Here is a 21194-nt window from a genome sequence, read left to right on the forward strand (position 1 = left end):
GCCGCCGGGCTACCGTTGATTCGGGGGCGCCGCGTTCCTCCCGTGGCGGGGGCGGCCCCCCGAATCCATTCTCCCCGTGCCACTTGAGCTGGGGCAACACCCGGCCCGGGCCTGTGGACGTCCAGCTCCCGCGGGCCCCGTGCGTTCGGTGCGGGGCGCGTAGTGTCGGGGTGTGTACTCCCGGCCGGACTTCGTCAACCCTCCCGCGCTGCCGCACGGGGCGGTGGCCGAGACGGTGGAGCGTGCTCTGCGCGACCGCTCGCAGGAGGGGGAGGCGGCGAGCGCCCTGGTCGGAAGCGCGTTGAACGACGCCGACGGGGAGTTCGTCGAGCACTGGTGCGTGCGGGTCGGGACACGGGCCGCGCCGGGTAGTCCGCTGCTCGGGTTGGCGTGCCTGTGCCTGGGCCACGTCGCCCGACGCTTCGGACGCCTCAGCGACGAGGCCCGCGCGCTGGCGGAGTCGCTGGCGGCGCGTGCCGAGGCGGACCCCGCGGACGTGGACGCTCGGGCCCTCGACGGCCGTGACGACGTCCGGAGCTTCCTGCGCCCGCGCTGACCTCTACCGGCCGCGCCACCAGTGCGCCGCCAGCAGCTCCGCCACCAGCGGCTCCACCAGCAGGCTCACGTCCTGGTCGGTGTCGCCCGGGTAGCGCACGGTCAGCTCCGCCTCCGGCATCCGCTCCTGGCCGGGGGTGGGACCCACCGCCACGAACGACCCACGCAGCTGCCCCAGGTGCTGGGCGAAGCGCTCGTCGTAGGCCGAACCCGCGAACAGCAGCGCCCGGTAGTCCGTCACCGCCGCCAGGTGGCGGTCGGTGTGCGACCACTCCCCGGTCTCACACGCGTGCGCCACCCGCACCGGCCCCTGGCGCAGCACCCGCACCCCCTGCCAGGCCGACGCCATGCGCTCGGCCGGAGCGACCATGTGCACACCGTGCGGCGACTCCAGGGTGCGGGCGGCCTCCGGCACCCACCCCGGCGCGCTCTCCAGAAGCGACGCCGTCGCGTTCGCCGCGCGGCGCAGCAGCCCCGGCAGGGTCTGGCTGTTGCCCGACCGGGGCGCGCCCAGGCGGTGCCCCAGCAGCAGGAGCAGGGCCAGCGCGTGCTGGTAGGCGCGACAGCCCACACCGCTCGCCTCCTCACCCGCGTGCAGCGGTACCAGCAGGTCCGCCTGGCGCCCCACCACCGAGTCCACCGACGGGGCCAGCACGATCACCGGCGACCGCGCCACGTAGCGGTCCAGCGCCGTGTACAGCTCACGCTGCCCGCCGCCCAGGCTCACCGCGACCACGAGCGTCTCGGGCCCCGCGGGCGGCTCCTCCGCCGACGAGGAGAAGTCCGCGCTCGCCGCGATCCCCGACCGGCGCAGCCGCGCCGCCGCCACCTCGCACGCGTGCCGCGCCGCGCCCAGACCCAGGAAGCGCACCGCCGCGGGCTCGTCGTCGAGCAGCGCGGGCAGCGCGGCGTAGGGATCCCACCGCGGGAAGCGGTCGGCGAGCCGGATCAGCGCCTCGGGCTTGCCCGCGAGGTCGCGGGACAGGGACTCGGCGGTCACGAAACCCCCAGGGTACGAAGGCAGGGCGAAGGACGACGCACGAACTCTAGGACATCCGGGACCCCCGCCTCCCGGCACCCACCGTCCCCCGGCCCTCCGCCCCGAGCCGCGCCAACCCCGTGCCGCTCCGCGCCGCCCCGACGACAGGGGACACCCGGTGCGGGGCGCTCCGGCGGCGGCCATAATCTGGAGTGCATGAGCGTCACCAGCCTCGACCCGGACATCGCCGCCCGCCTCAAGCGGAACCCGGACGGCCTCGTCCCCGCCGTCGTGCAGCAGCACGACACCGGGGAGGTACTCATGCTCGCCTGGATGGACGACGAGGCCCTGCACCGCACCCTCACCACCGGCTCCGCCACCTACTGGTCGCGCAGCCGCGGCGAGTACTGGGTCAAGGGCGCCACCTCCGGACACACCCAGCGTGTGGTGTCGGTCGCACTCGACTGCGACGGGGACACCCTGCTGGTCCGCGTCGACCAGGAGGGCGCCGCCTGCCACACCGGCGACCACACCTGCTTCGACGCAGGGAGACTCCTGTGAGTTCGTCCGCCCTCCCGCCCCGCGCGCGCCGGGAGTACGGCCTGGCCATGCTCGCCCTGGCCGCCGGGGCCGGGCTGCTGCTCGCCGCCGCCGGACGCCAGTGGGCGACCGGCGAGCTCACCGCGCCGGGGCCGGTCGCCCCCGTCTCCGTGGAACTCACCGGAACCGACCTCACCGGTGCCCTGAGCGGCATCGGCTGGGCCGGGCTGGCCGGGATCGCGGGCCTGTACGCCACCCGGGGCTGGGCCCGCCGCGCGGTCGGCCTCCTCGTCGCCCTGGGCGGAGCGGCCGCCCTCAACGCCGTCTGGGGCGCCACCCGCCCCAGCGCGCTCCTGGACGCGGTGGCCGACAACACCACCGACACCGCCGGGGCCGCCCAGGTGGCCGCCGACCCCCGACTGCTGGCCCTGGGGCCCGCCATGGCCGTGGCCGGAGCCGTGCTCCTGGTCGCGGCGGGGCTGGTCGCGGTCCTGCGAGCCCCTGCCTGGCCGGGTATGGGCACCCGGTACGATCGGGACGCCGCACCGCGCGCGACCCGGTCCGAGACGCCCTCCGACCTGTGGAGGTCGCTGGACGCCGGTGACGACCCCACACTCGACGCTGAGCCCGGAGGCGCCACGCCCGCGGACTCCGGCGGCGCCGCACACGCACCGCTGGCAGCACGCCCAGCCGAACCTAAGGAGAACACCTGATGGCCGACGAGCACCACGACGACCACGGCAACACCCTGTCCGCCTGGTTCCTCACCGTGTCCTGGATCGTGGCGTGGTCCGTGGCGGCCTTCGCCATCGTCTTCCTCGGCGGCGACCTGCTGCTGTGGACCGCCGTCGCCCTCGTCGCCAGCGTCGTGCTCGCCGCGATCGCCGGTGTCATGAAGAAGGCCGGCTACGGCCGCAAGGAGCCCCGCCCCGTCCCGCCCACGCGCGAGGAGTGGGAGGCCGGCCGCAAGTCCGGCGCCGCGCAGCCCGAGCCCGCCGCCGCGCAGCCCGGCCCCGCGCTGGACCCCGACGCGACCAAGGTCTGAGGGACACGGGACATCGGGAGAGCAGCAGCTCACAACGAGTGAGTAACGGAAATATGGACGAAGGTCCCACGGGGCGGGTAGATTCGGCCCACCGGCCACGACTGCCGCGTTGGTTCGGTTCGGTGGGAGTCCCACCGATCTGGCATCATTCCTTTCTGCCCGCGGTGTACGCGACCTGGTGATCCAACCCTGCCCCGTGTTGGACCGGAGTGCTCCTCCGTGCGCCGCGCAAATCCCTTGTCCTCTTCCGGAAAGTTGTACCGAGCATGAGTTACGGTCCCCCTCCCCCCGGCAACCCCGGCCCGCCTCCCGGCGGCGGCTACGGTCCCCCCGGGGGCGGCTACGGCCCGCCCTCCGGCGGCTACGGCGCCCAGCCCCCCTCGGGCCAGGCACCGAAGAACTACCTGATCCACAACATCCTGGGGATCATCAGCTGCATCCCGCTGATCGGGATCATCGGCCTGGTCTTCGCCATCCAGGTCAACAGCAAGTGGTCCGCCGGCGACTACGCCGGCGCCGAGTCCTCGGCGAACACCGCGAAGATCCTGGGCATCATCGGCCTGGTGCTGTTCATCATCAGCGTGATCGGCACGATCCTCTACATCATCCTCATGGTGGTCGCGGTCGGTAGTGCGGCCACCTACGACACCACCTACACCTACTAGCAGCGGGGCACCGCCACGTCGGGGCCCGCCGCGCACATCCCCTGCTCCGCCCTCGCACTGTCACGAGGGCGGAGCCGCCTTTTTCCCGGCGACACCCCGCGATGGGTAGGCTGACCCCGTGCACCTCCACGAGAACCCCGGCACCGGCCCCGCTCCGGCGGCCTCGTCGTCCGAGCCCCGCCCCAGCCGCCTCCAGAACCTCGTCGAGCGCGTGCACCCGGTTGTCTGGCCGGTCTCCCTGGGCGCGACGGGCCTGGCCGGCGCCCTCCTCCTCCATGTCCTGGACCCCAACGAGCCCGGCAACTACCCCACATGCCCCTGGCTCCTGCTCACCGGAACCTTCTGCCCCGGCTGCGGGACCATGCGCGCGGTCGCGCTCACCACCAACCTGGACATCCTCGGCGCCATCAGCATGAACCCCCTGCTGTTCGTCCTGGCCCCCTACCTGCTGCTGTCCTACGCGCGCTGGTTCGCCGACGCGCTCGGCTTCCGCCGCGGACCGCGCCAGCTCACGCCCACATGGTTCATCTGGGGCCTGCTCGTCCTCATCCTCGTGTACTGGGTGGCCCGGAACCTGCCCTGGTTCTCCTTCCTCGCCCCCGGGATCCCGCTGTTCCCCGGATGGTGACACGGATCCCCGGATGGTGACACGGAACCGGAACGGGTTTCCCCGCGATCCGGGCCAACGAGCGGATCCGCGAAACCGCGACCACACGCCCCACGAATTCTGGAGAGTCCCCCCATGCACTACGGCCCCCCGCCCAACGGCGGTTACGGCCCTCCCAGCGGCTACGGCTACCACGTCCCGCCCCCCGGCGGACCCCCCAGGAACTACCTGGTGTTCAACATCCTGGGCATCGTCAGCTGCATCCCGGTGATCGGCATCATCGGTCTGGTCTTCGCCCTCCAGGTCAACAGCAAGTGGGAGATGGGCGACTACGCGGGAGCCCAGTCCGCCTCCGACACGGCCAAGATCCTGGGCATCATCGGTCTGGTCTGCTTCGTCCCCGTGGTTCTCTACCTCCTGTTCGTGCTCGTGTACTTCCTGTTCATGTTCGCGGTACTGGCGACCATGTGACCGCCGGTCGGCGCGCCGCACCGACACACCGGTGCGCGAGTCCCCCTTTCCGGCTCCCAGCGCCGCCACCGTGGTGGCCTCCCACGGGGTCGGCGGCCCCGCGGTCCCCGCGGGTGGATACGATGACCAGCAACACGGTGCGGCGGTGTCCGATCCCGCCGCGCGAGGAGCCCGCACCACGGGCCACCGTGCCGGCCCACTTTCACGAGGGAGCAGTAACTGGTGAGCGTGCTCGACGAGATCCTCGACGGAGTACGCGCTGACCTGGCGCAGCGGCAGGAGGCCCTGCCCCTTGACCGCCTCAAGGCCCAGGCCGGGTCGGTGCCCACCCCCAAGGACGCCGAAGCCGCCCTGCGCCGCCCGGGCGTGCACGTCATCGCCGAGGTCAAGCGGGCCAGCCCCTCCAAGGGGCCCCTCGCGGCCATCACCGACCCCGCGTCCCTGGCCCGCGACTACGAGGCCGGCGGCGCCGCCCTGATCAGCGTCCTCACCGAGCAGCGCCGCTTCAAGGGCAGCCTCGCCGACCTCCAGACCGTCCACAAGGCGGTCGACACCCCGCTGCTGCGCAAGGACTTCGTGGTCAGCTCCTACCAGCTGTGGGAGGCCCGCGTCTTCGGGGCCTCCGCCGTGCTGCTCATCGTCGCGGCCCTGCCCCAGGAGGCCCTGGTCTCCCTGGTGGAGAGGGCCCGCTCGCTCGGCCTGATGCCGCTGGTGGAGGTTCACGACGAGGAGGAGGTCTCGCGCGCACTCGACGCCGGCGCCACCGTCGTCGGCGTCAACGCCCGCAACCTCAAGACCCTGGAGGTGGACCGGGACACCTTCTCCCGGCTCGCCCCCCTCATCCCCTCCGACGTCGTCAAGATCGCCGAGTCCGGTGTCCGCGGCCCGCACGACCTGCTGGCCTACGCCGGGGCCGGAGCCGGAGCCGTCCTCGTCGGAGAGAGCCTCGTCCGCGGCCGCAACCCGCGCGAGGCCGTCGCCGACCTGGTCACCGCCGGGGCCCACCCCGCCCTGCGGGACCGGAACTAGGGGGCCACAGCCCGTGAGAGGGTCGACGCAGGCACCGGCGGACACGGCGACGACACGCCCCGTCCGCAGATGGCGATGGCTCTAGGGAACCCGCGCCAGTGAGCCGCGGGTTCCCGCCGCCGCGTTGACCCACAGTCAGAACGCGCCGCCGGAGCCGGGCGGCGCACAGCCGGTCGGCGCGCGGACCCCGCGGCGCGAGGCCGGGGGAGCCCCGCGGTCGGCCCTTCCCAGGAGAGCGTGCCATGAGTCACGACCAACCCCTGCCCGACCAGCGCGGGCACTACGGCCGCTTCGGCGGCCGCTTCGCGCCCGAAGCCCTCATCGCCGCCCTCGACGAGGTGGCCGCGGAGTGGGAGAAGGCCAAACAGGACCCCCGGTACCAGGCCGAACTCGCCGAACTGCTCAAGGACTACACCGGGCGCCCCAGCGCCCTGAGCGAGGCCCGCAACTTCTCCGAGCACTGCGGCGGCGCGCGCGTCCTGCTCAAGCGCGAGGACCTCAACCACACCGGATCGCACAAGATCAACAACGTCCTCGGCCAGGCCCTGCTCACCAAGCGGATGGGCAAGACCCGCGTCATCGCCGAGACCGGCGCCGGACAGCACGGCGTGGCCACCGCCACCGCCTGCGCCCTGCTCGGCCTGGAGTGCGTGATCTACATGGGCGAGGAGGACACCCGCCGCCAGGCGCTCAACGTCGCCCGCATGCGCATGCTCGGCGCCGAGGTCGTCCCCGTCACCATCGGCAGCCGCACCCTCAAGGACGCCATCAACGAGGCCTTCCGTGACTGGGTCGCCAACGTCGACCGCACCCACTACCTGTTCGGCACCGTCGCCGGTCCGCACCCCTTCCCCAAGCTCGTGCGCGACCTGCACTTCGTCGTCGGCCAGGAGGCCCGCGAACAGGTCCTGGAGCGCGTCGGCAGGCTCCCCGACGCGGTCGCCGCGTGCGTGGGCGGCGGCTCCAACGCCATGGCGGTCTTCGCGGCCTTCATCCCCGACGAGGAGGTCGCCCTGTACGGCTTCGAGGCCGGGGGAGAGGGCGCGCAGACCACCCGCACCGCCGCCTCCATCACCGCGGGCAGCCCCGGCGTCTTCCACGGGGCGCGCACCTTCGTACTCCAGGACGAGTACGGCCAGACCCTGCCCAGCCACTCCATCTCCGCCGGACTCGACTACCCGGCGGTGGGCCCCGAGCACGCCTACCTCGCCGACACCGGCCGCGCCAACTACGAACCGATCACCGACGCCGAGGCCATGGAGGCCTTCCGGCTGCTGTGCCGCACCGAGGGCATCATCCCGGCCATCGAGAGCGCGCACGCCCTGGCCGGCGCCCGCAAGCTCGGCGAGCGCCTCGGCCCCGACGCCGTCATCCTGGTGAACCTCTCCGGGCGCGGCGACAAGGACGTTGACACCGCGGCCGCCTACTTCGGCCTCGTTGACCCGGAGGGACAGGCGTGAGCGCCACCGCACTACAGACCAAGCTCGCCGAGGCCCGCGAGGCCGGACGCGCCGCCCTGATCGGCTACCTGCCCGCGGGGTTCCCCGACGTGGAGTCCTCCGTCCGGGTCATCCAGGCCATGGTCGAGGGGGGCTGCGACGTCATCGAGGTCGGCCTGCCCTACTCCGACCCCATGATGGACGGCCCCACCATCCAGCGGGCCGCCGACCGGGCCCTGGCCGCGGGCACCACCACCGACGACGTGTTCCGCGTGGTCGAGGCCACCGCCGCCACCGGCGCCGCCGCCGTGGTGATGTCCTACTGGAACCCCATCGAGCGCTACGGGGTCGAGCGCTTCGCCGCGGGCCTGGCCAAGGCGGGCGGGGCCGGAGTGATCACCCCCGACCTCATTCCCGAGGAGTCCGAGGAGTGGGTGGCCGCCTCCGACGCCTGCGGCCTGGACCGGGTGTTCCTGGTCGCGCCCTCCTCCACCGACCGGCGCCTGGCCCTGACCACGCGGGAGTGCACCGGCTTCGTGTACGCCGCCTCGCTCATGGGCGTGACCGGCACCCGCACCCAGGTCGCCGACACCGCAGCCGCGCTGGTGCGGCGCACCCGCGAGGCGACCCGCGACTCCGGCCTGCCGGTCTGCGTGGGCCTGGGCATCTCCACCGGCGCCCAGGCCGCCGAGGTGGCCGCCTACGCCGACGGCGTGATCGTCGGCGCCGGGTTCTGCCAGCGGGTCCTGGACGCGCCGGACCTGGAGACCGGACTCGTCGCGGTCCGCTCCTTCGCCCAGGAACTGGCGCAGGGGGTGCGCTCGGGCCGCACCTGACCCGAAGGCCCCGCTGCCAGCGGGGCGCGTGAACACCGGCGGGGGCCGTCCACGGGACGGCCCCCGCCTTCGTCGTGCGGCCCCCCGCCCCCAAGGGACCCCCGCCGCCGTTCCGGGCAGGGCAGCGGTCAAGCAGGTGAGAACCGGGTGGGAGAGCCCCGGGAAAACCTCGTGGCGCCCCTCTGAGCAGGCACCCGTGAAGGAGGCGGGGCGCCCTCCGTTCCGAGGGGCGCCGGTCACTGCGCCCGAAATCCCGGACCCAGCGTCACGCACTCAACACAGGCAGTAGGATCTGACCCGACGCGAAGGGCGACGACACGCCCACGCACCGTGGTCGCGGGGCCCCTTTCCCGACACCCACCCGCCCCTCCGGCCCCCCGGGCCGTGTCCGTACCGGACGCGCACGAGGCGGGTGGTGGCGCGCGGTGGCGGTGACCACATCTCCACATCCCGGGAACCCCGCACGGCCCGGCGACGACTCCATGGAGGAACCCGCGTCCGCTCCGGCGGGCGCCACGGCCGCACCGAACGGAAGGAGGCAGGGGCTCACCCTCCCGCCCGCAGGCGGGGACACCCGCCCCGCACACCAGATGACCCGCCCGCTCTCTCCCCGAAGGCCGCAGTGATGGACACACCCAACGAGAACCCCGCCTCCGCCCCCGCGCCCCGATCGCGCTGGGAGGCCGTCCAGCCCTGGCTCAGCCTCGCCTGCCGCGTCGGACTGGCCGCCGTCCTGGTCTTCGCCGCCGTCTCCAAGTTCCCCCCGGCCCTGTCCGTCCAGGCGGTCGAGGCCTACGACCTCTTCCCCGCCGAGGTCGCGCGGTTCATCGGCTACACCCTCCCCCTGTTCGAACTCGCCCTGGCCGCCCTCCTCCTGGTCGGACTCGCCACCCGCTACGTCGGCGCCGTCAGCGCGCTGCTCATGGTCGTCTTCATCGCCGGGATCCTCTCCGCCATGGCCCGGGGACTGAGCATCGACTGCGGCTGCTTCGGCGGCGGCGGACAGGTCGACCCGGAGGAGACCACCTACGGGCTCTCCATCGCCCGCGACATCGCCTTCGCCGCGATGGGCGCCTTCGTCGCGGTCTGGCCGCGTTCGCCCTTCGCCGTCGACCGCGCCCTCGGCCTCTTCCGGTGACCCCGGACGGCCGACCGTATCCAGCAGTAGTGAGGAACAGGGGAAGACATGGGCAGTGAAGCGCGCAGGCGCTCCCGCGAGAAACTCAAGGAGCAGAGGGAGAAGGACAAGCGCAGGGCCAAGCGCAACAGGACCCTCATCGTGGTGGGCGTCGCCGCCGCGGTGGTGCTCCTCATCGTCGGCATCGGCTACGTCGCCCTCAACGCCGACCGCCGCAGCGGCGAGTACGAGGGGGCCCTGGCGCCGACCACCCTCCAGCAGGACGGCAGCGTCGTCATGGCCCAGGAGGGCGCCTCGGCCCCCGTCGTCGAGGTCTACGCCGACTACCAGTGCCCCGCCTGCCGCCAGTTCGAACTCCTCAACGGCGGAGTCCTCAAGGAGAACGCCGCCCAGGGCGAGGCCATCGTCCACTACCGGCCGGTCAGCATCTTCGCCCAGCAGCCGGTGCCCCTGAGCAGCAACTCGCTGCGCGCCGGGGCCGCCGCCCGCGCCGCCGCCGAACACGACCGGTTCGTGCGCTACAACGACATCCTCTTCGAGAACCAGCCCACCGAGCGCACCGAGGGCTTCACCGTCGACCAGCTCAAGGAGTGGTTCGCCGAGACCGACCCCACCCCCGAACAGCAGGAGCGGTTCGACCAGCGGGTGGAGGACGAGGCCGCCGTGGTCTCCCGTTTCACCGAGGAGTTCCTGCCCGCCCTGACCGAGGACGCCATGGCGCAGATCGGCGAGGAGACCCTCGCCACCATGGTGCTGTCCGACCTGCTGGCCTGGGGTGCCGAGCACGGCCACGACCCCTCGTTCCTGGAGGGGACGTACACGGGCCAGATCATCGAAGCCACCGGGAACGCCTACACTCGCTACAGCGGAGACAACGCCTTCCGCGGAACGCCCTCCGTCTACATCAACGGTGAGTTGCTCGACAACGACACCGCCATGACCGCCCGGGGCCTCAACGAGGCGATCGCCTCAGCGGAGCCCGGTGAGGTCGACACCCAACCCACAGGCGACGGGGGTGGCGCGGAGTAGCCATCCCCTAAGACACCCCCGCACGCGGGGCGAACCCGAGAGCAGACCAGTGACATTGTCGTCGACAGCCACGGAGGGCGCGGTCGAGTTCGGCCGGGCCCTCGCGGCCTTCCCCAGCCCGCAGGTCAACTCCATCCCCATCGGGCCGCTGCAGATCCACTTCTACGCCCTGTGCATCCTCGCCGGAGTCATCGTCGCGGTGCTGTGGAGCGAGCGGCGCTGGGCCGCCATGGGCGGTGAGAAGGGCACCATCATGGACATGGCCGTGTGGGCCGTGATCCTGGGCCTGATCGGCGGACGCCTCTACCACGTCATCAGCGACGCACAGCTGTACTTCGCCGAGGGCCGCGAGCCCATCCGCGCCCTGTACATCTGGGAGGGCGGACTCGGCATCTGGGGAGCCATCCCCATGGGAGCCCTCGGCGTGTGGCTGGTGGCCCGCAAACGCGGCCTGTCCATGTCCAAGCTCTCCTTCGCCATCGCCCCCACCATCCCCCTGGCCCAGGCCCTGGGCCGCTGGGGCAACTACTTCAACCAGGAGCTGTTCGGCAGGCCCACCGACCTGCCCTGGGCCGTGGAGATCACCCCCTACCCCAACGGCGCCCTGCGCCCGGGCATGGAACTGGGCGTGAGCACCTACCACCCCACCTTCCTCTACGAGTCCCTGTGGTGCCTGGGCCTCGCCGTCCTGCTGGCCTGGGCGGGCCGCCGCTACGAGCGCTCCCTCCAGGGCGGACGCCTCTTCGCCCTCTACGTCATGGGCTACTGCGTCGGCCGGTTCTGGATCGAGTACCTGCGCGTGGACCCCGCCAACGACTTCCTGGGCCTGCGCCTGAACAACTGGACCTCCCTCCTGGTCCTCCTCGCCGCCCTGGCCTACTTCGTGTGGGCGGGACGGCGCATCGACTCCTTCTCCAGCGCCGTCGTCCCCCACGGCCACGACGCCGGAACCCAGGTGTTCGGGCCCACAACCGAGGGTGAGACGCGCGACGACAGCACCGTCTACAGCGCCCTGGACAGCGAGGAATCGCGTGTCGGTTCGCAAAGCTCCAGCTCACAGGAGGCGGGGACGGAATACCACCCGAGCCCTGAACGATCTAGTAGCGAGGGCTCGACCGACAGGGACGCCGGGGACACGGGAACCGAACCCGGGACGAAGCCCGAGTAGACACAGGGAAGCCACGTGGACCGGCCGTGTCCGGACACGCATCTGGGCCCCTGTACCTTTCGAGCAGACCACGGGTTGACGATTGAGAAAGACCGTGAGCAGAGCTGAGTCCGGGCACGGCCGCAGAGGCCGACGCGCCCACACCGAGGACCGCGCCGACGACCAGATCCAGGACCTGGACCAGGACCAGGAGGGGTACGACCCCGAGGAGGACTTCTCCGCGGAGTACGGCCACACCCGCCCCGCCGACGACGGCGGCCACGACGGCTACGACGACGGGCCCTACGACGAGGGCTCCTACGACGAGGACGACGACGCCGACGGCATCGACGCGGACGGCGCCGAGGAGGCCGGAGGCGGCCGTGCCTCGCGCCGCAGGAAGGGGCGCGGGGGCCGCGGCCCCTCCCGCCGCAGGGCCCCGGGCAACCGGGCCGCCGGAGGCAGGCGGGCCGGAGCCACGGGAGTGAACAAGGTCTCGGCCTTCTCCGCCGCCGCGATCAAGCGCGTCTCGGTCCTGGGCGACCGGCCCAACCAGATCGTGTACACCCTCGCCGAGCAGAGCAAGCGCAAGCGCGGCACCGCCATGCTCGGCGTCCTGCTCGGAGCGTTCAGCGTCGCGCTGATCGCCCTCCTCGGCCTGCTTTCCTACCAGCTCTTCGCCGGGAGCGGCGGCGCCGTCGCGGGCGGGGACGACACGGTCGTGACCCCGCCGGACGGGCACAGCACCCTCACCCCGGAGCTGTACCTGTCCGAGCCCAACCGCGAGGACGTCTTCGGCGCCATCAACGAGCGCCCCGAGGGCATCGAACCGATGACCGAGGAGAGCGTGTTCGACCCGGTCCGCGAGATCGGCCTGGACGACATGAACCTGGAGCTGCGCCAGGGCGCCATCACCGACTCCTGCACCTCGCTGGTGTGGGGTGAGGAACTCGGCCAGAGCCTGATCGACGCCAACTGCGTCCAGGCCGCCTCCGGTGTGTACACCGACGGGGACGAGCAGCACGTGGCCCAGTTCACCCTGTTCGACCTGGCCAACGCCGAAGCCGCGGCCGAGGTCGAGCGCGAGCTGGACCCGACCAACGCCGAGAGCGGCGCCGGGTTCCTGCTCACGCAGACCGGCGACGAGGTCCCCGGCCTGCGGGACGGTTACAGCCAGGCCACGACCCAGGTCATGGGCCACTACCTGGCCGTGTTCTGGGTGGCCGACACCGACGGCACCCCGCCCGGGGACGACACCGACATGGCGACGCTGAGCGTGGCCTCCATGAACGCGGCGCGCTACGTCTACGAGGAGGTCGTGGCCGTGAACCAGGCGGCGGAGCAGGCTGAGGAGTAGTCTGTCCCGGCCTGTCGGAGGCCCCGATAGGATCTGCGACAGACCGACCCGAGGTCACACGAGGCGCGGCGAGGATTCCCGGCCTCACACACCCCCGAACACACCGGTCCGGCCCGCGTACGCGCGGGCCGGACCGCATCCGAGGAAAGGTCCATTGGGTGTCCCCTTCTGAACCGTCGGCGTCCGGACCCGCGGGGCGTCGGAGGAAGAGCAGCGAGCCCGACACCGAGCCCGAGGGGCGCTCCTCCCGGGAGGGCGGGCGCCGACGGGCAGGGGGGCGCAGGAAGAAGGAGTCCCGGCGCCTGGGCCCCCTCATCGCCGTCGTGGCCGGTGTGCTGGTCGTGGCGCTGATCGCCCTCGGCGTGGTCCTGTACCTCAACGCGGGGGAGGACGGCGGCGAAGGGCAGGCCGCCCCCCAGACCCGTCCCGCCGTGTACCGGATCATCGACGCCGGCAGCATGAACGAGGTGCTCGCCACCCGCGAGGCCGACAGCCGCCCCCTCAACGAGAACGAGCTGTTCGGGGACCGCAACGCCGAGATCTCCAGCCAGAGCATCGACTTCGCCCTGCGCGACTCGGTCCTGGCCGAGGACTGCGCCGCCGCGGTGTGGGGTGAGCCCGCCAAGGCCGCCCTGGCCGAGGCCGACTGCACCCAGGCCGGGCGCGCCACCTACGTCTCCGACACCTACTTCGGCGTCGTGGCCGTGTTCAACCTCGCCGACGCCGAGGGCAGTCGCGCGGTCGCCGCGGCCCTCGACGAGCCCGAGGGGGAGGGCGCCCAGGAGCCCGGCTTCGTGCTCTCCCCGTCCGGGGCCGAGCCCTTCGACCGCCTGGGCAGCGGCTACAGCGCCAGCGACGCGGTCGTCAGCGGCCACTACCTGGTCCTGGTGTGGGTGCAGCCCACCGAGTCGGAGTCGGTGGAGGACAGGGTCAGCCTGTCCGGGCCGCTCGTGGCGCTGGCCAACTTCCGCGACCCGCTCTACCGGCGCATGGTGCAGCAGGAGGGCACCACCGGCGGCAGCGAGGGGACGACGGAGGGGACCGAGGGAACCGGGACCGAGGGCACGGGCACCGACGGAACCGGGACCGACGGAATCGGGACCGAGGGGACGGGCACCGGGACCGGGGGCGAGGGTGTGACCGGTACCGAGGGGACGGGTACGGGCACGGAGCTGCCCGGAACCGGAACCACCGGCACCGGCTGACCTCCCCCCCACACACACGCACGAAGGGGCCTGCGGCATCGCGGGCCCCTTCGTCGTTCCCGGGACGGGCACGCAGCAGCCCGTTGGCTGGCCGGAAGTGTTACCGGTGTGATGAGTGGGCCCTGACCTGCGATGATCTTGTACTTATAGTCGATGTCGACGGTCGAGACTCCCTGTAGGTACAAGATCACGGCGAAGGGGGCGGCATGTCGGTCACCGGATCAGGACGGGGGCGCCTGGACCCGCTCCCACAGGTCGGCGGCCACCCCGCGCAGCTCGCCGAAGCGGTGCTCGGGCAGGTCCAGCAGGGTGTGCCCCGACACCCACTCCGGCGCGGCGGCAACCGCGTGGCGTGCCGTGCGCTTGTTGACCGGGCCTCCCCGCCACGCCGACACCTCCACCAGCCCCGCCCGCAGGGTCGCGGTGAGCGTGCCGTGCGCCCGCTCCTGCACGTGCACCAGCAGCCGCTCCACCGCCGAGTCCGCGTCCGGGCGCCGGGTCAACCGCACCGCCGTCAGGCCGTCCGCGCCGAACCCGCGCAGGAACCGCACCCCGAAACGCGGTTCCACCAGGGCGCGCAGCCCCCGCTGGCCCGCCTCGTCGCGCACGCACGCCGCGGAGGACGGCACCAGCACGTACACGGTGTCCCCGGCGGCGGCCAGGGCCGCGCGCGCCGCCCAGCGGTCCCACCCGCCCGTGAGATTGACCACCGCGCAGCCGCCGCCCTGACCGGGCGCCTCCATCCACGTGGACAGGCGCACCCGCCCCGACCCGGCGACCTCGCCGGGCCACGCGCCCACCAGCGTCGGCGCACGGTCACCACCGGTCTCACCCGCCTCCCCGGCTTCCCCGGGCCTTCCGGTCTCCTCGGCCACCCGGTCCAGTACGGCGCGGGCCCGGTCGGCGTCCAGGCCGCCCCGGGCCTCCTTGGCGTTGACCCCCTGGCTGTACACACGCGCCACCTCACCCGAGGGCGCGGGCAGCGTGCGCGCCAGCGGACGCAGCACGTACAGGTCCGAGGCCGCGCCGATCGACTCGGCCCCGTGGTAACGGTTGAAGTCCGGCCACACCGCCTCCACCAGCAGGTCCATCCGCACCAGCCGCGCCTGCGTGGCCGCGGCCAGCCGCGGGGTGGTCTCACTGGCCCCGTAGGCCACCAGCACCCGGCCCCGGCGGGGATCGGCCATCCCCTCCACACCGCGCCGCACGAACAGCTCCACCCCGTCGGGCGTGTAGGGGGGATCGGTGAACACCACGTCCGCGGCGCCGCGCACCGCGGGCGGCAGCCCCAGGCGCAGATCCGCGGCGTGCGTGCGCACCGCCAGCCCCAGGCCGGCCGCCAGGGCGTCGATGTGGGCCAGGACACGCTCGTCGATGTCCACGACCTCCGCGCGGGCGCCCGGGCACACCAGGGCCAGCGCCACCGAGGTCAGGTCGTGGTCGCCCACGCACAGCAACGTGCGGTCGCGCAGGTCGAACCGGGTGGACAGCAGCAGCGCCCGGCGCAGCGCGGTCCCGGCCGTCGCCGCGACGTGGTCCAGGTCCAGGTCCGAGGCGGGCCCCTGTTCCACGGCGCGCGCCAGCTCCGCCAGCGCCCGTGAGTAGCGGGGGAGCAGATGGGCCACCGGGTCGGCGGGCTCCTCTCCGGCCGCGCCCGCGTAACGCTCCGGACGCACCAGGCGCACCCGGCCACGCCCGTCCCCGGCCACCAGCTCACCGGCCTCCGTCAGGGCCTCCACCAGGGAGGACACCAGCGCGTACGCGACGCCGCTGGCGCGCACCAGCGCGTTCGCCTCCCACTCGCGCCCGTCCGAGAGCAGCACCAGCACACGCCGCAGCCGGGGCGCGTCCACACCGTGGCCGCGCAGCAGCTCCGAGGCGGGCTCGGGAAGGGGCGGCGGGTCGTCGGGGGAGCGGTCGGCGCGGGCGTCCGCGGCCGGTACCCGGCCGGGGGCAGCGGAAGGGGGGCCGTCCGGGCCCGGAGGAGTCGCGTGCATGCGTCGATGGTCCCACGCGCGCCGGGGCGGCGCGTGGTCCACCGCCACGCAGGTCAGCGGCACCGGCCGGTGAGGGGCATATCACTCGGCGACCCCTCCCCCGCCCTCTTGGGAACGGGGTTAACAGCGGGGTAATGTGGGGCCGCGGCGCGTCGCGCCCGCATACCCGAAGTGGCGTACCCGACCCCCGAGGTCGGTGTTTCGGCCCCTTTGGGAGGTTTAGCGGAGTTCCCCCGTGGAAAAACCCGCTAGGCCAGCCCACACCGGGAACCCTCCCGGAGGGGACCGTGCCCGAGCCCGCACACACGGGCATGGCAGGGGGCCACCGGCGCACCGCGGCGCCACATGGTCTAGACCTGCGATTAACGTCGCGGCTGGACCGGCATGTATAAGGGAACCTGCCCGTCACGGGCGACCCCACCCGCCACCGGCGACCACGAGGACGTGGACGCACGACGGAGGCGGCCACGGCGCCCACAGGACGGTCACCGCCGCACCACGCGGCGACACAACTCCATCCGCACGCAGCAGGGCCAACGTCGTCCCGGATGCGCTTTTCACGAAGCCGACGCAAGACGACAGGAGGATAGATGCCTGCTGGCCAGGTGCGGCGTTCGTCCGTCCGAACGAACCCCGAGACCACTTCCCAGGGCCTGTACGACCCCGCTTTCGAGCACGACGCCTGCGGTGTGGGCTTCGTCGCCGACCTCACTGGACGTCGCAGCCACTCCATTGTCGAGAAGGCGCTCACCGTACTCCGCAACCTCGACCACCGCGGAGCCTCCGGCGCCGACCCCGACGACGGCGACGGCGCGGGCATCCTCACCCAGATCCCGCACGAGCTCTACACCGAAGTCTGCGACTTCACCCTGCCCGAGGCCGGCGCCTACGCCACCGGCATCGGGTTCCTGCCCGCCGACGCCGCCGAGCGCGCCGCCGCCGTGGAGCGCATCAACGCCATCGTCGCCGAGGAGGGCCTGACCCTGCTCGGCTGGCGCGAACTGCCCTTCGAGCCCCAGTACAGCGGCCCCGCCGCCCGCCAGGCCATGCCCTACTTCGGGCAGCTCTTCATCACGGGCACCCCCGGCACCGCCACCGAGGGCCTCACCGGCATCGAGCTGGAGCGCCACGCCTACTGCGTACGCAAGCGCGCCGAGCACGAGAGCGACGTCTACTTCCCGAGCCTGTCCCCGCGCACCATCGCCTACAAGGGCATGCTCACCACCCCGCAGCTGGAGCCGTTCTTCCCCGACCTGTCCGACCGGCGCTACGCCTCCGGCCTGGCCCTGGTCCACTCCCGCTTCTCCACCAACACGTTCCCGTCCTGGCCGCTCGCCCACCCGTTCCGCTACGTCGCGCACAACGGCGAGATCAACACCGTCAAGGGCAACCGGAACATGATGCGGGCGCGCGAGGCCAAGCTCGCCAGCGACCTCATCCCCGGCGACCTCGACCGGATCTTCCCGATCGTCGACCCCGACGACTCCGACACCGCCTCCTTCGACGACGCCCTGGAACTGCTCCACCTGGGCGGACGCTCCCTGCCGCACGCGGTGCTCATGATGATCCCCGAGCCCTGGGAGAACCACACCGAGATGGACCCGGCCGTCCGGGCCTTCTACGAGTACCACTCCACCCTCATGGAGCCCTGGGACGGCCCCGCCTCGGTGTCCTTCACCGACGGCACCGTCGTCGGCGCGGTCCTGGACCGCAACGGCCTGCGCCCCGGCCGCTACTGGGTCACCGAGGACGGCCTCGTCGTCCTCGCCAGCGAGGCCGGAGTCCTGGACATCGACCCCGCCGCCGTCGTGCGCAAGGGACGCCTCCAGCCCGGCCGCATCTTCGTCGTCGACACCGCCCAGGGGCGCATCGTCGAGGACGAGGAGATCAAGGCCGAACTCGCCGCGCAGCACCCCTACCAGGAGTGGATCGACACCGGCGTCCTGCGCCTGGCCGACCTGCCCGACGCCCCGCCCGTCCCGGTCACCGAACTCCAGCGCGCCCAGCAGGTCTTCGGCTACACCGAGGAGGAGCTGCGCGTCATCCTCACCCCGATGGCCCGCACCGGCGCCGAACCCATCGGCTCCATGGGCACCGACACCCCGGTGGCCGCGCTCTCCGAGCGCTCCCGCCAGCTCTTCGACTACTTCTCGCAGAACTTCGCCCAGGTCACCAACCCGCCCCTGGACGCCATCCGCGAGGAGATGGTCACCAGCCTGGCCACCCTCCTGGGCGCCGAGCACAACATCCTCGACGCCGCACCCGGCAGCACCCAGCGCCTCGTCCTGCCCACCCCGGTCGTCGACCAGGCCGAACTGGCCGCCATCGTCGCCGCCGGACAGGGCAACCCGGCCCTGAAGAGCTTCACCGTCGACGGCACCTACCCCGTCGACGGCGGCGGCGACGCGCTCTCCGCCCGCCTGGAGCAGATCAACACCGAGGTCTCCGCCGCCATCGCCGACGGCGCCCACATCCTCGTGCTCAGCGACCGCGGCGCCGACGAGGGCCGCGCGCCCATCCCGTCGCTGCTGCTCACCGGCTCGGTCCACCACCACCTCGTCCGCGAGAAGACCCGCACCGAGGTCGGCCTCCTCATCGAGGCCGCCGACGTGCGCGAATGCCACCACGTCGCCCTGCTCATCGGCTACGGCGCCTCCGCGGTCAACCCCTACCTGGCGCTGGCCACCGTCCGCGACCTCGTCGAGCACGGCACCATCGGCGGCGTCGACGCCGACCAGGCCGTCCGCAACACCGTCAAGGCGTTCGGCAAGGGCGTCCTGAAGGTCATGTCCAAGATCGGCGTGTCCACAGTCAGCTCCTACACCGGAGCCCAGATCTTCGAGGCCCTGGGCCTGGGCGCCGAGGTCATCGACCGCTGCTTCACCGGCACCACCTCCCGCCTGGGCGGCGTCGGCTTCGACGTCCTCGCCGAGGAGGTCGCCATCCGCCACCGCCGCGCCCACACCGCCAACCCCAACGCCCACCGGCGCCTGGAGGTCGGCGGCGAGTACCAGTGGCGCCGCGAGGGCGAACCGCACCTGTTCAGCCCCGAGACCGTCTTCAAACTCCAGCACTCCACCCGCACCCGCAGGTACGAGATCTTCAAGGAGTACACCTCCCAGATCGACGACCAGTCCGAGAAGCTCATGACCCTGCGCGGTCTCCTGCGCTTCAAGGACGGCGTGCGCGAACCCGTGCCCGTCGACGAGGTCGAACCCGTCTCGGAGATCGTCCGGCGCTTCTCCACCGGAGCCATGTCCTACGGCTCCATCTCCGCCGAGGCCCACCAGACCCTCGCCATCGCGATGAACCGCCTCGGCGGCAAGTCCAACACCGGCGAGGGCGGCGAGGACCCCGACCGCTTCACCCCCGACGCCAACGGGGACCTGCGGCGCAGCTCCATCAAGCAGGTCGCCTCCGGCCGCTTCGGCGTCACCTCGCACTACCTCAGCAACGCCGACGACATCCAGATCAAGATGGCCCAGGGCGCCAAGCCCGGCGAGGGCGGCCAGCTGCCCGGCCACAAGGTCTACCCGTGGGTCGCCCGGACCCGCCACTCCACCCCCGGCGTCGGGCTCATCTCCCCGCCGCCCCACCACGACATCTACTCCATCGAGGACCTCGCCCAACTCATCCACGACCTCAAGAACGCCAACCCCTCCGCCCGGGTCCACGTCAAACTGGTCTCCGAGGCGGGCGTGGGCACCGTCGCCGCCGGCGTGTCCAAGGCACACGCCGACGTCGTCCTCATCTCCGGCCACGACGGAGGCACCGGCGCCTCGCCGCTGACCTCCCTCAAGCACGCGGGCACCCCCTGGGAGCTCGGCCTCGCCGAGACCCAGCAGACCCTGCTGCTCAACGGCCTGCGCGACCGCATCGTCGTCCAGGCCGACGGCCAGATGAAGACCGGCCGCGACGTCGTCATCGCCGCCCTGCTCGGCGCCGAGGAGTACGGCTTCGCCACCGCGCCCCTCGTCGTCTCCGGCTGCGTCATGATGCGCGTGTGCCACCTGGACACCTGCCCCGTCGGCGTCGCCACCCAGAACCCGCTCCTGCGCGAGCGCTTCTCCGGCAAGGCCGAGTACGTCGTCAACTTCTTCGAGTTCATCGCCCAGGAGGTCCGCGAGTACCTCGCCCAGCTCGGCTTCCGCAGCCTGGACGAGGCCATCGGCTCCATCGACCTGCTCGACACCGCCGACGCCGTCACCCACTGGAAGGCCCAGGGCCTGGACCTGTCGCCCATCCTGCACGAGGTCGAGCCCCGCGCGGGAGACCACCGCGTCCAGCAGCGCCTCCAGGACCACGGCCTGGAGAAGGCCCTGGACAACACCCTCATCCAGCTCAGCGAGGGCGCCCTGGACTTCGGCCAGCCCGTACGCCTCGAACTGCCCGTACGCAACGTCAACCGCACCGTCGGCACCATGCTCGGACACGAGGTCACCAAGCGCCACGGCGCCGAAGGCCTCCCCGACGACACCATCGACGTCTCCTTCACCGGATCCGCGGGCCAGTCCTTCGGCGCCTTCGTGCCCAGGGGCATCACCCTGCGCCTGTCCGGCGACGCCAACGACTACGTCGGCAAGGGCCTGTCCGGCGGACGCGTCATCGTCCGCCCCGACAACGCCTCCCAGCTGGTCGCCGAGGACCACATCATCGCCGGCAACGTCATCGGCTACGGCGCCACCTCCGGAGAGATCCTCCTGCGCGGCGTCGTCGGCGAACGCTTCTGCGTCCGCAACTCCGGCGCCCTCGCCGTCGTCGAGGGCATCGGCGACCACGGCTGCGAGTACATGACCGGCGGCCACGCCGTCGTCCTCGGCCGCACCGGACGCAACTTCGCGGCCGGCATGTCCGGAGGCGTCGCCTACGTCCTGGACCTGGACCGCGAACGCGTCAACACCGAGATGGTCGAGATCGAGGCCCTCACCGACGAGGACCGCGCGTTCCTCACCGACGTCCTCACCCGCCACCGCGCCGAGACCGGATCGGCCGTCGCCGACCGCATCCTCACCAGCGGCGAGATCGACCGCATCACCAAGATCATGCCCCGCGACTACAAGCGCGTCCTGCTCGCCCAGGCCGAGGCCGAACGCGAGGGCCGCGACGTCAACGAGGCCGTCATGGCCTCCGCACAGTCCTGACACGAGAGGAGGAA

At 72.5% G+C, this 21194-nt stretch carries 18 protein-coding genes; 16 read left to right on the forward strand and 2 right to left on the reverse strand.

What is annotated here, in order from left to right; translation table 11 throughout:
* Positions 1-172 precede the first annotated feature (172 nt).
* On the forward strand, positions 173-556 hold the full coding sequence (locus tag FYW99_RS18350) for a hypothetical protein (protein WP_223839184.1): 384 nt from the start codon (positions 173-175) through the stop codon (positions 554-556).
* 3 nt (positions 557-559) lie between these two features.
* On the opposite strand, the gene FYW99_RS18355 is transcribed toward FYW99_RS18350, so the two are convergent.
* Positions 560-1555 carry an SIS domain-containing protein gene (locus tag FYW99_RS18355; protein ID WP_150253229.1) on the reverse strand — a complete coding sequence of 332 codons (996 nt, stop codon included), beginning with the start codon at positions 1553-1555 and terminating at the stop codon, positions 560-562.
* 195 nt (positions 1556-1750) lie between these two features.
* Between FYW99_RS18355 and hisI the strand changes: the two genes are divergently transcribed.
* From hisI to FYW99_RS18425, 14 genes are all read left to right on the forward strand, one after another.
* A complete protein-coding gene (gene hisI / locus FYW99_RS18360; protein ID WP_013154196.1) occupies positions 1751-2095 on the forward strand; it encodes a phosphoribosyl-AMP cyclohydrolase in 345 nt (114 codons plus the stop codon).
* Entirely contained in the window at positions 2092-2787 is a 696-nt protein-coding gene (locus tag FYW99_RS18365; protein ID WP_223839186.1) for a Trp biosynthesis-associated membrane protein, read from the forward strand. Before hisI ends, FYW99_RS18365 begins: the two co-directional genes overlap by 4 nt.
* Positions 2787-3119: an HGxxPAAW family protein gene (locus tag FYW99_RS18370; protein WP_061083097.1), complete on the forward strand. Its 333-nt coding sequence runs from the start codon at positions 2787-2789 to the stop codon at positions 3117-3119. The genes FYW99_RS18365 and FYW99_RS18370 overlap by 1 nt, the downstream gene beginning before the upstream one ends.
* Before the next feature lie 266 nt (positions 3120-3385).
* Positions 3386-3784, forward strand: coding sequence for a CD225/dispanin family protein (locus FYW99_RS18375; RefSeq protein ID WP_150253230.1), 399 nt, complete (start codon positions 3386-3388; stop codon positions 3782-3784).
* Positions 3785-3902: 118 nt separating this feature from the next.
* Positions 3903-4412 carry a DUF2752 domain-containing protein gene (locus tag FYW99_RS18380; RefSeq protein ID WP_150253231.1) on the forward strand — a complete coding sequence of 170 codons (510 nt, stop codon included), beginning with the start codon at positions 3903-3905 and terminating at the stop codon, positions 4410-4412.
* A gap of 114 nt (positions 4413-4526) precedes the next feature.
* Complete coding sequence (locus FYW99_RS18385) at positions 4527-4862, forward strand: CD225/dispanin family protein (protein ID WP_150253232.1); 336 nt, start codon at positions 4527-4529, stop codon at positions 4860-4862.
* 222 nt (positions 4863-5084) lie between these two features.
* Complete coding sequence (gene trpC, locus FYW99_RS18390) at positions 5085-5891, forward strand: indole-3-glycerol phosphate synthase TrpC (RefSeq protein ID WP_150253233.1); 807 nt, start codon at positions 5085-5087, stop codon at positions 5889-5891.
* A 242-nt stretch (positions 5892-6133) separates the two neighbouring features.
* On the forward strand, positions 6134-7351 hold the full coding sequence (gene trpB / locus FYW99_RS18395; RefSeq protein ID WP_150253234.1) for a tryptophan synthase subunit beta: 1218 nt from the start codon (positions 6134-6136) through the stop codon (positions 7349-7351).
* Positions 7348-8166: a tryptophan synthase subunit alpha gene (gene trpA / locus FYW99_RS18400; protein ID WP_150253235.1), complete on the forward strand. Its 819-nt coding sequence runs from the start codon at positions 7348-7350 to the stop codon at positions 8164-8166. The genes trpB and trpA overlap by 4 nt, the downstream gene beginning before the upstream one ends.
* Before the next feature lie 625 nt (positions 8167-8791).
* Entirely contained in the window at positions 8792-9304 is a 513-nt protein-coding gene (locus tag FYW99_RS18405; protein WP_150253236.1) for a MauE/DoxX family redox-associated membrane protein, read from the forward strand.
* A gap of 48 nt (positions 9305-9352) precedes the next feature.
* Positions 9353-10333 (forward strand): DsbA family protein, encoded by a 981-nt coding sequence (locus FYW99_RS18410; RefSeq protein WP_150253237.1) that lies wholly within the window; start codon positions 9353-9355, stop codon positions 10331-10333.
* Between the two features lie 55 nt (positions 10334-10388).
* Positions 10389-11501: a prolipoprotein diacylglyceryl transferase gene (lgt, locus tag FYW99_RS18415; RefSeq protein WP_150253238.1), complete on the forward strand. Its 1113-nt coding sequence runs from the start codon at positions 10389-10391 to the stop codon at positions 11499-11501.
* Between the two features lie 94 nt (positions 11502-11595).
* Positions 11596-12837: a hypothetical protein gene (locus tag FYW99_RS18420; protein WP_150253239.1), complete on the forward strand. Its 1242-nt coding sequence runs from the start codon at positions 11596-11598 to the stop codon at positions 12835-12837.
* Between the two features lie 158 nt (positions 12838-12995).
* On the forward strand, positions 12996-14042 hold the full coding sequence (locus tag FYW99_RS18425; RefSeq protein ID WP_190394711.1) for a hypothetical protein: 1047 nt from the start codon (positions 12996-12998) through the stop codon (positions 14040-14042).
* Between the two features lie 221 nt (positions 14043-14263).
* On the opposite strand, the gene FYW99_RS18430 is transcribed toward FYW99_RS18425, so the two are convergent.
* A complete protein-coding gene (locus FYW99_RS18430) occupies positions 14264-16039 on the reverse strand; it encodes a bis-aminopropyl spermidine synthase family protein (protein WP_150253240.1) in 1776 nt (591 codons plus the stop codon).
* Between the two features lie 590 nt (positions 16040-16629).
* Here FYW99_RS18430 and gltB point away from each other — a divergent pair.
* Positions 16630-21180 (forward strand): glutamate synthase large subunit, encoded by a 4551-nt coding sequence (gene gltB, locus FYW99_RS18435; RefSeq protein WP_150253241.1) that lies wholly within the window; start codon positions 16630-16632, stop codon positions 21178-21180.
* Positions 21181-21194: the final 14 nt, after the last annotated feature.

The sequence above is a fragment of the Nocardiopsis deserti genome (assembly GCF_008638355.1).
Taxonomy (GTDB): domain Bacteria; phylum Actinomycetota; class Actinomycetes; order Streptosporangiales; family Streptosporangiaceae; genus Nocardiopsis; species Nocardiopsis alborubida.

Coding starts and splice junctions, on each gene's coding strand:
- hisI (WP_013154196.1), top strand. CDS start 1,751: ATGAGCGTCACCAGCCTCGACCCGGACATCGCCGCCCGCCTCAAGCGG.
- FYW99_RS18370 (WP_061083097.1), top strand. CDS start 2,787: ATGGCCGACGAGCACCACGACGACCACGGCAACACCCTGTCCGCCTGG.
- FYW99_RS18375 (WP_150253230.1), top strand. CDS start 3,386: ATGAGTTACGGTCCCCCTCCCCCCGGCAACCCCGGCCCGCCTCCCGGC.
- FYW99_RS18385 (WP_150253232.1), top strand. CDS start 4,527: ATGCACTACGGCCCCCCGCCCAACGGCGGTTACGGCCCTCCCAGCGGC.
- trpB (WP_150253234.1), top strand. CDS start 6,134: ATGAGTCACGACCAACCCCTGCCCGACCAGCGCGGGCACTACGGCCGC.
- FYW99_RS18405 (WP_150253236.1), top strand. CDS start 8,792: ATGGACACACCCAACGAGAACCCCGCCTCCGCCCCCGCGCCCCGATCG.
- FYW99_RS18410 (WP_150253237.1), top strand. CDS start 9,353: ATGGGCAGTGAAGCGCGCAGGCGCTCCCGCGAGAAACTCAAGGAGCAG.
- FYW99_RS18430 (WP_150253240.1), bottom strand. CDS start 16,039: ATGCACGCGACTCCTCCGGGCCCGGACGGCCCCCCTTCCGCTGCCCCC.
- gltB (WP_150253241.1), top strand. CDS start 16,630: ATGCCTGCTGGCCAGGTGCGGCGTTCGTCCGTCCGAACGAACCCCGAG.